The sequence below is a fragment of the Bacillota bacterium genome (assembly GCA_013178415.1).
Classification (GTDB): Bacteria; Bacillota; SHA-98; order Ch115; family Ch115; genus Ch115.
The window spans coordinates 48,702-64,614 of record JABLXA010000005.1 but is presented as its reverse complement, the minus strand read 5'-3'; the positions used below and the strand labels follow the sequence as shown (position 1 = coordinate 64,614).

The 15,913-nt window shown below is 53.2% G+C and carries 10 protein-coding genes; 7 read left to right on the top strand and 3 right to left on the bottom strand.

Features of this window, described 5'->3' with window-relative positions; genetic code table 11:
* Positions 1–9 precede the first annotated feature (9 nt).
* The 6 genes from purL (at position 10) to purD (ending at position 8,392) form a co-directional block, all read left to right on the top strand.
* Positions 10–2,331, top strand: a complete 2,322-nt coding sequence (gene purL, locus HPY52_05990; GenBank protein NPV79812.1) for a phosphoribosylformylglycinamidine synthase subunit PurL — start codon at positions 10–12, stop codon at positions 2,329–2,331.
* The gene (locus HPY52_05985; GenBank protein ID NPV79811.1) at positions 2,309–3,712 is read left to right on the top strand and encodes an amidophosphoribosyltransferase; all 1,404 of its coding nucleotides are present in this window, start codon (positions 2,309–2,311) and stop codon (positions 3,710–3,712) included. Before purL ends, HPY52_05985 begins: the two co-directional genes overlap by 23 nt.
* Before the next feature lie 35 nt (positions 3,713–3,747).
* Positions 3,748–4,770, top strand: coding sequence for a phosphoribosylformylglycinamidine cyclo-ligase (locus HPY52_05980; protein ID NPV79810.1), 1,023 nt, complete (start codon positions 3,748–3,750; stop codon positions 4,768–4,770).
* Positions 4,763–5,401: a phosphoribosylglycinamide formyltransferase gene (locus HPY52_05975; GenBank protein ID NPV79809.1), complete on the top strand. Its 639-nt coding sequence runs from the start codon at positions 4,763–4,765 to the stop codon at positions 5,399–5,401. The genes HPY52_05980 and HPY52_05975 overlap by 8 nt, the downstream gene beginning before the upstream one ends.
* Before the next feature lie 5 nt (positions 5,402–5,406).
* Positions 5,407–6,984, top strand: a complete 1,578-nt coding sequence (gene purH / locus HPY52_05970) for a bifunctional phosphoribosylaminoimidazolecarboxamide formyltransferase/IMP cyclohydrolase (GenBank protein NPV79808.1) — start codon at positions 5,407–5,409, stop codon at positions 6,982–6,984.
* Between the two features lie 79 nt (positions 6,985–7,063).
* Positions 7,064–8,392 carry a phosphoribosylamine--glycine ligase gene (gene purD / locus HPY52_05965; GenBank protein NPV79807.1) on the top strand — a complete coding sequence of 443 codons (1,329 nt, stop codon included), beginning with the start codon at positions 7,064–7,066 and terminating at the stop codon, positions 8,390–8,392.
* Here purD and HPY52_05960 read toward each other — a convergent pair.
* The 3 genes from HPY52_05960 to HPY52_05950 form a co-directional block, all read right to left on the bottom strand.
* On the bottom strand, positions 8,384–9,886 hold the full coding sequence (locus tag HPY52_05960; protein NPV79806.1) for an extracellular solute-binding protein: 1,503 nt from the start codon (positions 9,884–9,886) through the stop codon (positions 8,384–8,386). The genes purD and HPY52_05960 overlap by 9 nt on opposite strands.
* Before the next feature lie 111 nt (positions 9,887–9,997).
* A complete protein-coding gene (locus HPY52_05955) occupies positions 9,998–10,798 on the bottom strand; it encodes a L,D-transpeptidase family protein (GenBank protein ID NPV79805.1) in 801 nt (266 codons plus the stop codon).
* Positions 10,799–11,118: 320 nt separating this feature from the next.
* Complete coding sequence (locus HPY52_05950; GenBank protein NPV79804.1) at positions 11,119–12,888, bottom strand: fibronectin/fibrinogen-binding protein; 1,770 nt, start codon at positions 12,886–12,888, stop codon at positions 11,119–11,121.
* Between the two features lie 100 nt (positions 12,889–12,988).
* Between HPY52_05950 and HPY52_05945 the strand changes: the two genes are divergently transcribed.
* A complete protein-coding gene (locus tag HPY52_05945; protein ID NPV79803.1) occupies positions 12,989–15,814 on the top strand; it encodes a cation-translocating P-type ATPase in 2,826 nt (941 codons plus the stop codon).
* Positions 15,815–15,913: the final 99 nt, after the last annotated feature.

Below are 15,913 nucleotides of genomic sequence, written 5' to 3'. Positions count from 1 at the left end.
TGGAAACAAATGGGGCTTCGTTTGTCTGAATATGAAAGAATTCTGGAGATCCTGGGGCGAGAGCCCAATGAGACAGAGCTTGGCATATTCAGCGCGATGTGGTCTGAGCATTGTGGCTATAAACATTCCAAGAAATATCTCCGCTTACTGCCATCGAGGTCAGAACGCGTATTTCAAGGGCCTGGAGAGAATGCCGGGGTTGTGTTGCTGGGAAATGGGACCGGGGTGGCGCTGAAGGTCGAGAGCCACAACCACCCATCGGCAGTAGAACCATTTCAAGGCGCTGCGACGGGGATAGGCGGAATACTCCGGGACATTCTCACAATGGGCGCAAGGCCCATCTGCTTTTTGGATTCTCTACGATTTGGCCCGGCTGATGACGGGATCGTGCGGTACCTGATGGATGGGGTGGTATCGGGCATATCTTTTTATGGCAATTGCGTTGGCGTTCCCACAGTAGCAGGTGAGGTCTTCTTCAATGAATCCTTCAGGGGCAACCCCCTGGTAAATGTCATGTGCGTCGGGGTCATCCCTGACCCGCATAGTATGGCAAGAGGCGTGACAGGCGATCCAGGCAATGTTGTGATGGTGGTTGGATCAAAGACAGGAAGGGACGGGATCAGGGGCGCGGCTTTCGCTTCCCTCGGGCTCAGCGAGGATAGCCAGAAAGATCGCCCTTCTGTGCAAATAGGAGATCCATTTACCGGGAAACTCCTTATCGAGGCCTGCCTCGAGGTTATCGCCAGGGGCCTCATAGTGGGCATTCAGGACATGGGAGCTGCGGGGCTTACAAGCTCGGCTTCGGAGATGGCAGGCAGGTCAGGGACTGGCATGATCATTGATCTGGATCTAGTGCCAAAAAGAGAGGAAGGCATGACTCCATATGAAATCATGCTTTCCGAATCCCAGGAGAGAATGCTTATTGTCGCCGAACAAGAAAAGGTGCAGGCCATCATGGAGTGTTTTGAGAGATGGGGGCTGGATGCGGCGGTTGTTGGTAAGGTAACCGCCGATGGCCGGCTGAGGTTGCTGGAAAAAGGCGCGCAGGTTGCTGATATTCCGGTTGACCCGCTGGTTTCCCCGCCCGTGTATGACCCACCTGCGGAGAGGCCTGCATATATGGATGAGATCCAGTATCTCGACACCTCGAAGATTCCGGCGCCCGATGACCTCGGAGAAGCCCTCAAGAGGCTCATGGGCCGGCCAAACATTGCCAGTAAGCGATGGGTTTATGAACAATACGACTATCTCGTTGGCACTGATACAGTGGCATCTCCCGGCGCGGCGGACGCGGCGGTGCTCAGGATCAAGGATTCGGGCGACGCGGCTGGGACGGAATACGGGGTTGCGGTAACCATAGATTGTAATTCGCGATATTGTTTCCTGGATCCACGGAGAGGAGCCATGCAGGCGGTTCTGGAAGCCTCCCGCAATCTTTCCATGGTGGGCGCGGAGCCCATCGCCATCACTGATTGCCTCAACTTCGGAAATCCGGAACGCCCCGAGGTCTACTGGCAATTTCAAGAAAGCATCAGGGGACTTGCTCATGTGGCGGAATCTTTAGGAATTCCTGTGGTCAGCGGCAATGTAAGTTTTTACAATGAATGTGACGGGGGCAAGCGCGCCGTCTTCCCGTCGCCAGCCGTTGGCATGGTTGGAGAGGTCGAAGATGTCAGGCGTATCGCCTCCTCTGCTTTCAAAGATGAGGGTGACATCATATTTCTCGTGGGACCCATGGCGTCTGGCCTAATTCCGTTCGCCGGGGAAAACTCAGCATGGGAAACTCCAGGCAGTGGGGCAGAAGAAGGCGGGGAAATCGGGGGCAGTGAGTACCTCGAGATGGTCACAGGGGAAGTGAGAGGCCTGCCTCCGGCAGCCATTCCGTCTATTGAGGCGAAGGTTCAGGCTCTGATAAGATCAGCTATCCGGGATGGGAAAGTGAAATCCGCCCACGATTGTGCCGAGGGTGGCCTGGCAGTTGCCATCGCAGAATGCTGTATTCAGGGAGATCGGGGCGCCCGGATTATCCTCGAGGAAAAAGGGAGAGCCGATTTCATCCTCTTTGGGGAAACTCAGTCTAGGGCTATTGTGACACTGAGCCCTGCGGATCAGGGTTGGTTCGAGGAACAGGCGCGAAATGCCGGTGTTCCTGTGAGAGTGGCGGGGAAAGTGTCAGGGGAGGATGATCCGCTCGTCATCGATGTCGTCTCAGGTGGATCTCACAAATCCCTGAAGATATCCGTGGATGAACTGCGCGAGGCCTGGGAGGGGACTATTCCTGGCTTGTTCGATGATGATGGCGATGTGAATGGCGGTGACGGACGTGGATAAACCCCGTGAAGAATGTGGTGTCTTTGCAGTAGCTGGAAAATCCCAGGACGTGCCTGCTGCATCTTATGCTTATCTCGGGTTGTACGCTCTGCAGCACCGGGGGCAGGAGAGTTGCGGCATCGCGTCATCGAATGGCGATATCCTTACGTATCGCAAAGGCATGGGACTGGTCTCCGAGGTATTCAGGGAAAGGGAATTTGACGAACTCAAGGGTCATCTGGCCATTGGCCATGTGAGGTATTCGACAACAGGGGACAGCCAGATCGAAAATGCGCAGCCAATCGTTGGGACATCCCGGCTGGGGAAGATAGCTGTCGCGCACAATGGCAATCTTGTGAATACTCAGTATCTCAAGTCTTCGCTGGAAAGGGAAGGGGTTGTATTTCAATCCTCCAGTGACAGCGAATTCTTTCTCCATCTGGCAGCCCGGTCAGGGATGGACAGACTGGAAGAGGCTGTCCTTCATGCGACGAAGGCTATCGAAGGCGCGTATTCACTGGTGGTTCTTTCCCCTGAAGCCGTGGTCTCCCTGAGAGACCCTCTCGGAATGAGACCGCTGGTCGTGGGGGAAAATCAGGATGCATATTTCTTTGCATCTGAGACCTGCGCCCTCGATGCGGTAGGAGCAAGCTATGTCAAGGAACTGGCTCCGGGAGAGATGGCCGCCTTTCGCGATGGCCACATCAATTTCATCCAAGCTCTGCCCTCAACTCGCCGTGCCATGTGCATCTTTGAATTCATATATTTCGCCAGAACAGATAGCGTCATAGGTGGTAAGAATGTTCATCTTGTCAGGAAAAAGCTAGGTGAGACCCTGGCAAAGGAATCGCCGTGCGAAGCTGATATGGTGATTGCGGCTCCTGATTCGGGCATATCCGCAGCCATAGGCTTTGCCGAGGAGTCGGGTATTTCATATGATACAGGGCTTTCCCGCAACAGGTACATCGGAAGGACTTTCATCCAGCCGACTCAGGAACTGCGGGAGCTGGGGGTCAAGATTAAACTGAACCCCATCGCTGATCTAGTGAGATCCAAGAGGGTAGTTGTTGTCGATGATTCCATTGTCAGAGGCACTACCAGCGCCAAGGCACTATCCATGCTTCGCGCAGCGGGCGCCAGGGAGGTCATAATGTATGTGGCTTCTCCGCCAATCAAATACCCGTGTTTCTATGGCATCGATACACCGGACCGGCGCGAACTCATTGCAGCGCAATATGACACGGGCCGGATCGCGCAGCTGATCGGGGCTGACCGGCTGAGCTATCTGAGTGTAGATGGCCTCCTATCCGTTGTGGGTCCGAGAGAGGAATTCTGTCTTGCCTGCCTTACCGGGGAATACCCCACCAGGCTACCTGACACCGAGGGAGGCGCGTTGAAATGACTTCATCTATGAGAGATGATTCCGCTGCAGAGGGAATGAATTATAAGGCTGCAGGCGTAGATATCGAGGCCGGATACGAGACTGTCCGGAGAATCAAAAGGTTGTCTGAGGCCACATATGGCTCTGAGGTCCTGGCAGGGGTAGGAGGGTTCGGCGCTGGATTCCTTTTCCCTGCGGGCAAGTTCAAAAATCCCGTCCTGGTTTCTGGCTCCGACGGGGTGGGCACCAAGCTCAAGATCGCATTTATGATGGGGAAACATGATACAGTGGGGATCGATGTCGTGGCTTATTGCGTCAATGACATCATTTGCCATGGGGCCGCCCCGCTCTTCTTCCTCGACTACTTCGCGACTGGCCGTCTTGTTCCGGAAGTCGCTGAAGAGGTCATCTCGGGGGTTGCGGAGGGCTGCAGGCAAGCAGGATGCGCCTTGATAGGCGGGGAGACTGCTGAGATGCCAGGGTTTTATCCTGATGGGGAATATGATTTAGCTGGCTTCGCTGTTGGCGTAGTGGAGAGAGACCGCTTCATAGACGGGTCACGTGTCGAGCCGGGGGATTCGATCATTGGAATCGCATCCACCGGGCTTCAGAGCAGTGGCTTTTCTCTGGTACGCAAGGTCCTTTTTGATATTGGACGGCTGAGCGTTGACGATCATATTCCGGAATTGGGTTCCTCCCTGGGTGAAGAGCTCTTGAAACCGACGAAGGTTTATGCCAGGGCAATAACCACGCTGGTGGACTCCCACGAGATTCATGGGATAGCCAACATAAGCGGCGGCGGATTCATCGAGAATATCCCCCGGGCTCTCAGAGAAGGCGTTCATGCCAGGATCAGGCGTGGCACATGGCCTGAACATCCTATATTTGCTTTCATCCAGAAGATAGGTAGGATTCCCGACAAGGAAATGGTAAAGACTTTCAATCTCGGGATCGGCATGGTCCTGATCGTGCCGCGCGACGAAGCCGAGGTGATCATGGCGCACCTTCGTTCCATGGGGGAAGATGCTTTCTTGATTGGAGAGGTCATTGCCGGAGAGCGGGGGATCAGCATTGTGTAGAGAAGGTTCATGGGCGCAGGGCGGCAAGGCGCGCCTGGGTGTGCTTGTGTCCGGAAGGGGATCCAACCTTGTGGCCATCATGGATGCTATAGATAGGGGAGAGCTTCAAGCTCAGGTAGCTATCGTGATCAGCGATAAGAAGCAGGCCCCGGCCATCGACCGGGCCAGAGAACGGGGAGTCGAGGCTATCGTTATTTCGCCTCGCGATTTCCCATCTCGAGAGGAACATGAAAAGGCCATATTGTCCGCCCTTCTTGCGCGGGATGTTGATCTTGTGATTCTGGCGGGCTATATGCGAATTCTTTCAAAGGAATTTGTGAGTAGATTTCCTCAACGCATCTTGAACATCCACCCGGCTCTTCTTCCTGCCTTCCCTGGAATAAACGCGCAGGCACAGGCTCTGAATTATGGCGTAAAGGTATCCGGGTGCACGGTGCATTTTGTGGACGAAGGGGTGGACTCCGGGCCCATCATACTCCAGGAATGCTGCGAGGTCCTCGAGGATGACACGCCTGAAACGCTGAGCGCCCGGATACTCCAGCATGAACATGCAATTTATTCTAAGGCGATCCAGCTGGTCATCGAAGGTAGGGTGCGGGTGGAAGGCCGGAGAGTAAGGATAATGAGGTGATTTGAATGGGCAAGAAGCTGGCAATCATGAGTGTCTCTGATAAGTCCGGACTCGTAGAGTTCGCGAGGGGCCTTTGTGAAATAGGCTTTGAGATCGTCGCTACAGGCGGAACCCAGAGGGTGCTGCGGGATAACAATATCCAAGTGACGCCGGTGGAGGATGTCACACATTTCAGGGAGATCCTCGATGGAAGGGTCAAGACTTTGCATCCAGGCGTTTTGGCTGGCATCCTTGCCATACGCTCGCGATCGGATCATATGAGAACCCTGGAGGAATTAGGGATAAGGCCTATAGATCTTGTGGTGGTCAACTTATACCCATTTGAGCAGGTGATTTCAGAGCCTGATGTTGAAGAAGCTGATGCTATTGAGAATATCGATATAGGGGGACCTACCTTGATACGGGCGGCTGCCAAGAATTTCGCCGATGTAGGATGTGTCACTTCACCCGGCCAGTATCAAAGAGTCCTCGAAGAACTCAGGGCTGGCAATGGGGAGCTTTCATTGAAGACCAGACGTGGCCTGGCCTATGAGGCGTTTTTGCATGTGGCGCGCTATGATGCAGTGATAGAGCGATATTTTGCCGGGTTGGCGGAGGAGGATTCAGGCGCGGGGGGTCTTCCTGAGATGCTGGACGTCTTCCTGGAAAAGAACCTGGACCTCAGGTATGGCGAGAACCCTCACCAGCGTGCATCTTTTTACGTTCCTGTGGGACCGGATCGCAGCGCATTTCTTCCGATGGAGAAGCTCCAGGGGAAGGAACTTTCTTTCAATAACATCGCCGATTGCGGGGCCTGCTATGAACTTGTGGCAGAATTTGATGAACCGGCGTGTGTAATTGTAAAGCATATGAATCCATGCGGCGCGGCTATCGAGAAGTCTTCATATGATGCTTACAGACGCGCCTATGCCGCTGATCCCGTCTCGAGTTTCGGGGGCATAGTCGGGTTTAATGTGCCGATCGACGCAAAAACGGCTGAGGCTCTGACGGAAACATTCCTTGAGGTTGTCGTCGCCCCTGATTTTCATGAGGAGGCTTTGAAGGTCCTCGCCAAGAAGCGCAATCTTCGTGTCATCAAATCCCCGCTTCCTGCCGCCGGAGTCAGCAATGCTTCTTTGCGGCGCAGCCTGGATTACAAGAGGACTCCGTGGGGAATCTTGGTGCAGGATACAGATGTCATAGGCGGGGATGACTCTTCAGGGTGGAAGGTCGTGACCTCTTTATCTCCCTCTGAAGACCAGTGGAAAGATATTGTATTTGCATGGAAGGTGGTTAAGCACGTCAAGTCCAATGCCATAGTCCTTGTGCGCGACCAGGCGACTTTGGGCGTTGGAGCCGGCCAAATGAACAGGGTAGGGTCAGCCAGGATCGCTATAGCGCAGGCCGGGGATGAGGCAAGGGGCGCTGTGCTGGCTTCTGATGGCTTTTTGCCGATGAGAGATACGGTGGATGCAGCGGCTGAGGCGGGCATTTCGGTCATCGTGCAGCCCGGAGGTTCTATCCGGGATGAGGATTCCATCCAGGCGTGCGAAGAACACAAGATCGCCATGATCTTCACTGGCAGAAGACATTTCCGACACTGAGTAAAGGGTACGGCGTTGCCGATCATCTGATTCCAAAGATATTGAAGGTCTTTACGCTCTTGTTTTGGAGGTAATCGCAATGAATGTTTTGGTCGTAGGCGGGGGCGGGAGAGAGCATGCATTGGCCCTGCAGCTTGCGCAAAGTCGCGACGATATTCATTTATTGGCTACCCCGGGAAATCCGGGCATGACTTCGGTGGCAGAGTGCGCCGGGGACGTGGCTTCTGGTGGGGTCCCGGCGATAGTTGCGTTTGCGTGGGAGCGGGAAGTGGATCTTATGGTTGTGGGGCCTGAGGCCTATCTTGCTATGGGGCTTGCAGGTGAGGCCAGGGAACGGGGAATTGCCGTCTTTGGGCCAGGGAGAGATGGGGCCCGGCTTGAGTCTAGCAAGGTCTTTGCTAAGAATTTCATGGCGAAATATGGTGTACCTACCGGACGATTTGAGACATTTGATGATGCCCGCAGGGCCAGGCTCTACCTGGCTGATAGCGCCCGGGAATTCCCGGTGGTAATCAAAGCTGACGGCCTTGCCGCGGGTAAGGGCGTTATAATAGCGAAAACCCGTGATGAGGCCATTTCCGCTGTTGAGACTATGATGGAAAAACGGATCTTTGGCTCGGCCGGTGATTCGATTGTGATAGAAGAATTCTTGAGAGGCCCTGAGCTGAGCGTCATGGCTCTGGTATGCGATGGGGAGTTTATGTTGCTTCCGGCGGCTCGAGACCACAAGCGCGCATTTGATGGGGATGAGGGTCCAAATACCGGGGGGATGGGGGCATATTCTCCTGTCCCTTCGGTAGCCCCATCTCTTTTCGACGAAATCCGCGAGAAGATATTTCGGCCGGTTATGAATGGCCTCGCGTCTGAAGGGATCAACTACCGTGGATGCCTCTATGCCGGGCTCATCCTCACTGAAGATGGCCCCAAAGTCCTGGAATTCAATTGCCGTTTTGGTGATCCTGAGACACAGGCCGTACTGCCTCTCCTTGAGGGAGACTTCGCGGGACTCCTGGTCTCTATTGCCACCGGTGAGATGGATCCCGACCTTGTCAAGGTCAAGGATATGTTTGCCGTGTGTGTTGTGGCTGCCTCAAAGGGTTATCCTGGTCAGTATGAGACGGGATTTGAGATTCATGGCCTTGATTCCTCGGGGATGGTCATTTTGAAAACGGATGATCCCGCCGTGAAGAATGCCATTTCCCGGGACGAGAGGATATATACCTTTCACGCTGGGACTTTCATGAAGGATGGCAAGTTTTATACCTCGGGCGGGCGGGTCGTCGGCGTGACCGGGGTGGCCTTATCAATGGGGCGCGCTCGCGAGCTGGCTTATGCTGGGATCAAATCTATAGATTTCGCTGGCATGAGATACAGGAAAGACATAGCGATGAGTGCCGCTCTATCTTGATTCGAGCATCTTTCTTGCTTCCTCATCAATGATAGCAGCGAGTTTTTGCGCGGAAAGGGCTCCGGTCCAGAATTTCTCGAGGGAAGGAATGACTACATGGTTGAGTATATCCTTCTCGAGAAGTCTAGCGGTCCTTGTGCCGCTAATATCAGGCGCTGAGGCTGAGTGTTCGGCTCGCGGCGCTCTTGTGCTGGCGGCGAGGAGCGCATTTTCTTCGTATGATAGGGAGATGGCTTCCTGCCAGCCCGGCCTATCTGAGAACTTGACGGGCACTGTATTTAATTTTGCCGCAACCCAAATGGTCTCGTTTCTTGAGAGTTCTTGAATAAATTCCACAGCGAGTCTGGCCCTTTCCTTCCAGTCGCTTGTTCTCTTCATATACACCATGGCGGCCGTGACCCTCAGGGGGAGTTGGTATGGGATGCCCGGATAGTGCGGAATTGGCAGGAATATCGTTTGTATGCTTTCTGATTTCTTCTGCTTGTACCTGGCCTTCACGTGTCTCATCAAGCCCGACCATGCAGGCCCAATGGTGATGGCGCGTCCCTCCCAGAAAAGGCTAATGATCCCGTCGGGCGCGTTTCCTTGCGGCACGAATATACGCCCCTGGTCTCGCAAGGAGGCAAGGAAATTCGCCAATTCCTCCAGCCCTTGCATCGTCCACCCAGGCTTGCCGTCAGGCATGACCAGCCCAGCGGGGAATCTCGTTGCAAGGAGGCATTTTGCGTAGTCCGGGTCCCGGCTGTTGAGGGCCAGGGATACAATTCGAGGTGGCTTTACTCCAACACCTTCTTCTTGCTTTCCCCGCATCTTCATTCCCATGGCTATGAATTCATCCCAGGACCAGCCTGATTCAACTATTCTGTGGGCATCTAGTCCGATCTCCCTTAACATCTTCACATTCCCGATGAGACAGGGAACTTCAAACCACATCGGCCAAGCCCATATTTGCCTGTCGAAAGTCACCGCTCCGAGCGCCAGTGGGTCGTATGATATCGCTTCATCAACCGGGAATCGGGGGAAAAACGCCGTGAGTGGCACAGACCTTTGTGGATCTATCAATTCAGGGTCAAATGGGCTGATACATATATCCGGCCAGGAGTTCTCCCCAAGCCTGGCCTTCACCAGGGCGACCATATCATCATGGAAAGGAAAGAGCTGGCATTTGATCTTGGCATTGAAATGCTTGTTTTGGAACATGGTAGCCACTTTTTGAAAGGATTCGGCATATGAGAGTTCATGAGAACGTCTTATGGGAAGGTCACTGCTCCAGACTTCTAGGGCTATAGGATGTTCCTCGTCCACAGGCACAAAGGGATGGACAGGAAGTCCTCTGGCCTGGTAATAGAGGCCCCAGGGGTGGAATCGGCCTTCGGGGATGAGGTCATAGGATCTCCAAAAGAAAAGCGCCAGAGCTGAAAGGGCGACCATCAAGGTCGCGGCGAAGACAATCAGCGCTTTCATCCTTAAGATGAGAATTCTCTTGAGACTCAAGGTTTTATTCTGCCTCCCGTGCCGAACGACGCAATGGTCCGCGGTGATGGAAATGAGCGCTCCTCACCACGGGATAGGTTGGGGAGCGATCTCATCCCAATAATATGTCTCCTAGATGATAGAAAGAACGTACAATTCATCCTTACCGATGATGCCTGTTATAGGGAGGCCATAAAACTTCTGCAAGTTCATCACAGCCTGTTTCATGGCGTCCCCGAACCATCCATCGAGAGGGCCTGGATCAAAGCCTGCTTCCCGAAGCCGCCACTGGACGAACCGGACATCTTTCCCGGTATCTCCCTCCTTGAGAGGTCTTTCTACCTCTGTCACTAATTGATACTCACCTTCGCTTCCCTGAATGATCACCCTAGTGCCGATGTCCACCCATTCAAAGAGCTCCTCCACATCCTGGTTGAACATTCGTATACACCCCGCGCTTGCCGAATAACCGATCGTCCACGGCCTGTCTGTGCCATGGATACCATATGCTCCCCATGGCACATTGAGTCCGATCCAGCGTGATCCAAACGGCCCCCCGGGGTTGACCCCTTTGTCGATTATGACGAATTCTCCTATCTGGGTGGGGGTATCCCAGCGCCCAATGGCAATCGGGTAAGTTTTATATGGACGGTCGTCTGCATAGACCACGAGGGTCAGTCTATCGAGATTTACCACAAGCCTTATCTTCCCCTCGGGCTTGGGTGAAGGCGGGCCAGAAGTGGCTAAAACTCCGGCCGCCAGCCTCGCCCACATACCATTATCAACTATTCCATTCTCCCTAAGGCCACTTCGTCTCTGAAAGAGTTTGACAGCTGATACTGTGGATGCCCCATAGATTCCATCGATTTTGCCCTTGAATATGCCCAATTGCTGGAGTCTCAGCTGCAGGTCAGCTACATCACTTCCTGACATGGGCGGGGATTTGGGGACAAGAGTTCTTTCCACTTCGCATCTAAACGGACAAGGCCTGAAATGTGCGTAACTGAGGGCTTCCACAGCATTCGCGAATGAATCGGCCGGCGCCGCGGATAGTAGGAATAGCAATGCCACGAAAGAGAGAATAGACATTTTTGCCCTGATTCTCATCATATCGGCTGGCGGTATGCCTCTGCTCCTTCCCATGAAAACATGCCATGATACCCTCTATCATCACTATGCAAAAGCGTTTCCGAATTTGCCTGGATGCTGCCGCCGCGGCGGTAGGGCCTTGACGCAATCGGTTGTTCCGGGTGTTATTGTTCTAGAGGCTCCACCAGGATCGTGTTTTCATTTCTATATATGACCATGCCGGGCCGTGCGGATTTTGGTTTTTTTACAAATCGCCTTTTTGTAAAGTCTACAGGGACTTTTTCCGACATCTTCGCCTTGCTGAACCTAGCGGCGAGCCGAGCGCCCATGAGGAGCGCTTCTTCTGAAACCTCGCCTCGATCGTCAGCTATGACGATCACGTGCGCCCCTGGTATCTGATGGGCATGGAGCCAGATATCATCTGGTCTTGCGATTTTCATGGTGAGACGATCATTCTGGACATTATTACGGCCAACAAGTATCCTTGTACCGTCTGGCGCCTGAAATTCCAGCGGATCGGCCATTTCCCCCTTATTCCTGGGAGCCCGCATTCTATCACTTTTTGAATGGCCGCTATGGCGCCTGGGACGTATATACTCAGAATCAATGAGCTCCTGTTTGATCTCCTCCAGCACTTCTCGGGAATCGGCCTCAGATATGGTGAGGGAGACCTGTTCCAAATAGTCTCTTTCCTCCTTTGCCTCATCGAGAAGTTTAGAAGTCACTTCCATGCCGTTCTTGGCTTTCCGATACTGGTTGAAATAGCTCTGGGCACATCGGGCCGGGGCTACACGAGGGTCGAGTTTTATAGTCACAGGAGCGCCCTGTGGGTCATAGTAGTTCGGGAGAGTAACTTCCTCTGCCCCGGCGGGTATGGCGTGAAGATTAGCAAGAATGAGTTCGCCAGCGATCCTATAATCTTCAGCCTTCTCCGATTTCCTCAATGATTCCTCTCGTGCCTCGATCTTTTTCTCCACTCTCGCCAGGTTTTCCCGCACAACCCTCGCCAGGGTCGCCCGCAGGTTTTCGATTTCCTTTTCCTCGTCCAGCCGCCCAAAGACATAGTCGAGGAGTTCTCCAAAGCTTGGGAAGTCCTTGCGAGAAATAGTCTCCATTGACCTGAACATTCTCAATTCTGTCCAGGAGAAATCAATGATTTCTCCTGTCTCATCATTCGTGTATAGCGTAGGGATGAAATTCGCATCTTTGACTATGGATATGATCTCGGCCAGGGCAAGAAACAACCTTACGCCATCTTCCCGGCAAAGGCCGGATAATCTGGCGTCGGCAGAGATAGAGGCTCTATGGCAGATCTCCCTGCATATCGTCGGACCAAAACCCTGGTATGTCCTGAGGAGAAACTCCTTCGGGGAACGAATTCCCGTCTCCCGGCCTTCCTCCAGCGCGTCCCAAAAATCATTTTCGTCTGCTGTTGTGGGATCCAATTTGCTGGCTACAGGCAGCGAGGTGTATGGCTCCCCCGGCAGTATCAAGCGCCTGGTCTCCACCTGTGGCGGGGTGGGCTTTATGGCGCCCAGGATCGTGCTAGAATTCCTGTCGAGGAGAATTATGTTGCTGTGTTTCCCGGTGAGCTCCGCCACAATGACGGTGGGCTTGCGTTCCTCTTCCAGGGGTGAAGAGATGGTGATCCTGAGTATCCTATCCGTGTCTTCCTGACTTACATCCATTATTTCGCCGCCCTCTAGATGCTTTCTCAGCAACATACAAAATGCCGGAGGTTCTGCTGGCCTTTCTTTTGGTATCTGAGAAAGATGAATTCTCGCAAGACCGTCTATCGAAGAGATGAAAAGCAAACGCTTCTCACGGGGACTTCGAAGGGTGAGCATTACCTCATATTTCGAAGGTTGGTCCACCCGATCTACGCGAGATCCAACGATAAAATTGCCTAGTTCATTTCTTATTGCTCTCATCATGACCCCGTCAAAAGACACGGAAATCACCTCATGGAAAGTATACCACAAGTTGCGCTGGCATAGGATTCATACAGGACAAAACCTCTGCGGGGGTGATCTCTTGGCTCAGTCCCAGAAGCCATGGCATTCGATGAGAATCGCTGATATAGAAAAGATCACAAAGACAAGCATTTCTAAGGGCCTAGGAACGAGAGACGCGCACAGGCGCATCGCGCATAATGGGCCTAATACATTAAAAGAGGTAAGGCGGACCTCTGCAATCAAAGAATTCATCATGCAGTTTACTGATTTCATGATCCTGGTCCTCATTGCGAGTGCGCTGATCTCGGGATACCTTGGGGAGCTGACTGATGCCATGACTATCATCGCCATAGTTCTCCTGAATGGTATCCTGGGTTTCATACAGGAGCGGAAGGCTGAAAGGACCATGCAGGCCCTCAAGGAGCTTGCCGCGCCCACATGTCATGTAAAACGCGATGGTCGTATTCAACAAGTTCCCGCAAGAGAGGTCGCGGTGGGGGACATATTAGTTTTCGAAGCCGGTGACAGAATCGCGGCTGATGCGCGAATCATAGAAGCAGTAAGTCTTGAGGTGGAGGAATCCACTCTCACGGGAGAGTCCATCCCCGTAAAGAAGCGGGCCCTTGACATGTTGCCACCATCTTCCCAGCTGGGGGATCGTAGAAACATGGTATATATGGGTACCCGTGTCACCAGGGGAAGAGGGCAGGGGATAGTCGTTGCAACTGGAATGGCTACGGAGATGGGGAAGATAGCCGGGCTCATTCAGTCGATCAGAAGTGAGGAGACCCCGCTCCAGCGTCGATTAAGTGAGCTTGGTAAACATCTGGTCTTCATCTGCCTGGCATTGTGCGCTGTCATTGTGCTTCTGGGCGTTCTCCGGGGCGAGAGCCTCCTGCCTATGCTCCTCGCCGGAGTCACACTGGCGGTCGCGGCGATTCCCGAAGGGTTGCCTGCCATAGTTACCATCTGTCTCGCCCTTGGAGTTGAAAGGATGGCCAGACGTAAGGCGATAATGAGAAAACTAGCGAGCGTCGAGACATTAGGTTGCACGACGGTGATCTGTTCGGATAAAACTGGGACTCTGACAAAGAATGAAATGACTGTGACGGAAATCTACCTCCCCGGCAGGGAGATTCAAGTTACAGGAACAGGCTATGATCCAAAGGGGGAATTCTGGGAAGGGGGTAGGGTCATCGATCCCATTGATGATTCACATCTGAGACTGCTCCTGGAGATCGGAGTGAGATGCAACAATGCAAAGCTGGCAAGGGATGGCATAGTTATTGGTCCGTCTTGGAGAGGATCTGGGCGAAAGGGGGCCATGCGAGATAATATACGAATCCGTACTCGAAGCCATGGGAAAGGAACCTGGAGTATCATAGGAGATCCGACAGAAGGGGCTTTGGTGGTAGCCGGGGCCAAAGCTGGACTTTGGCAGGAGGAGCTTTCTCTCTCCCAGCCCTGGCTCCATGAGATACCTTTTGAGTCGGAAAGGAAACGCATGACCGTCATTGTGAAAGGGAAATCCGGGCCGATCGCCTTCGTGAAAGGTGCACCGGATGTCCTGTTGAGGTTATCCGGTTCGGTTCTTGTAAGTAGGCCAGGCAGCCTTCCAAAGGTATTCCCTCTCACGAACGATAGGAAGCGAGAGATCGCTGATGCATGTGATAGATTGGCTAGAAAAGGGCTTCGGGTCTTGGGATTTGCCTATCGCGAATTGAAGGGTGAGATCGCCTCCTTTGAGGACGAATCTCTTATAGAAACAGATCTGATCTTTACCGGCGTCATGGGAATGGAGGATCCTCCTAGGGATGAGGTGAAACGCTCTATCACCCTTGCCAGCCTCGCAGGGATCAGCACAGTAATTATAACTGGGGATCATGAGGGCACCGCCAGGAACGTCGCCCAATCTTTGGGGATCTTGAGCTCGGGGCAAAGAGTCGTAACCGGTGAAGTTCTTGATGCAATGTCTGACAGAGCGTTGGATACGGGAGTCGAGTCGATCTCAGTTTTTGCACGTGTTTCACCCCACCATAAACTTCGCATCGTGAAGAGCCTCAAAAGAAAAGGGCATATCGTAGCCGTAACCGGTGATGGCGTCAACGATGCGCCTGCTGTACGGGAGGCAGATATCGGAATAGCTATGGGGCTCTCCGGCACTGATGTCACGAGGGAAGCGGCCAGCATGGTATTAGCCGATGATAATTATGCGACCATTGTAGCGGCCATTGAAGAGGGTAGGGCCATATATGATAACATACGCAAGTTCATAAGGTACTTGCTTGGATGCAACACAGGAGAGCTCCTTGCCATGATACTTGGCGGAATTCTTGGTCTTCCCATTCCTCTCGTGCCCGCGCAGATCCTATGGATGAACCTGGTAACAGATGGTCTGCCTGCTATTGCTTTGGGGCTTGAACCCAAGGATAAAACCACTATGCTGAGACCGCCCAGGGATCCCGAAGAGGGCATCTTCGCCAGGGGACTTGGCCTCAAGATCTTGACCCAAGGTGCTTTTATAGGGCTATCCGCAATCGCGGTGTTCATCTTGGAACTCTTTGTGACCGGTGGCGATTTGACGAGGGCCAGGACTGCCACCTTTGCTACTTTGGTCTTCTCACAGCTGCTTTATGTTTTCTACTGCCGATCAGATGCCTACGTCCCTAGAGATCTATCCTTGACATCCAATCCTTATCTTATCGGTGCTGTCATGATATCAGTTTCGATGCAGCTGGTTGTCATGTATATCCCTTATCTGCAAAAGCTTTTCTACACCTGTCCCCTTGAGATATTGGATTGGATCATAATTTTCATCTTCTCGGGTTGGTCTGGCGCTCTCACTCTTGTAGCGCAGCAAATAAAACGAGCAGTTGTCCGACGTTTTTCCATGGTCAGGGTCTAGTTTCTACCAATCGCGCGTAGTCGCGCGTTCACAGCTTCGGCCGCGGAGAGATCCAGGGTAGGGTTTTCGGAAGTTTCAGGGTATCCGATTCTCTAAGCT

What these genes read in the sequence shown, in the direction of transcription:
- purL (NPV79812.1), top strand. Translation starts at nt 10, where the DNA reads ATGGGGCTTCGTTTGTCTGAATATGAAAGAATTCTGGAGATCCTGGGG.
- HPY52_05985 (NPV79811.1), top strand. Translation starts at nt 2,309, where the DNA reads ATGGCGGTGACGGACGTGGATAAACCCCGTGAAGAATGTGGTGTCTTT.
- HPY52_05980 (NPV79810.1), top strand. Translation starts at nt 3,748, where the DNA reads ATGAATTATAAGGCTGCAGGCGTAGATATCGAGGCCGGATACGAGACT.
- purH (NPV79808.1), top strand. Translation starts at nt 5,407, where the DNA reads ATGGGCAAGAAGCTGGCAATCATGAGTGTCTCTGATAAGTCCGGACTC.
- purD (NPV79807.1), top strand. Translation starts at nt 7,064, where the DNA reads ATGAATGTTTTGGTCGTAGGCGGGGGCGGGAGAGAGCATGCATTGGCC.
- HPY52_05955 (NPV79805.1), bottom strand. Translation starts at nt 10,798, where the DNA reads ATGTCAGGAAGTGATGTAGCTGACCTGCAGCTGAGACTCCAGCAATTG.
- HPY52_05950 (NPV79804.1), bottom strand. Translation starts at nt 12,888, where the DNA reads ATGATGAGAGCAATAAGAAATGAACTAGGCAATTTTATCGTTGGATCT.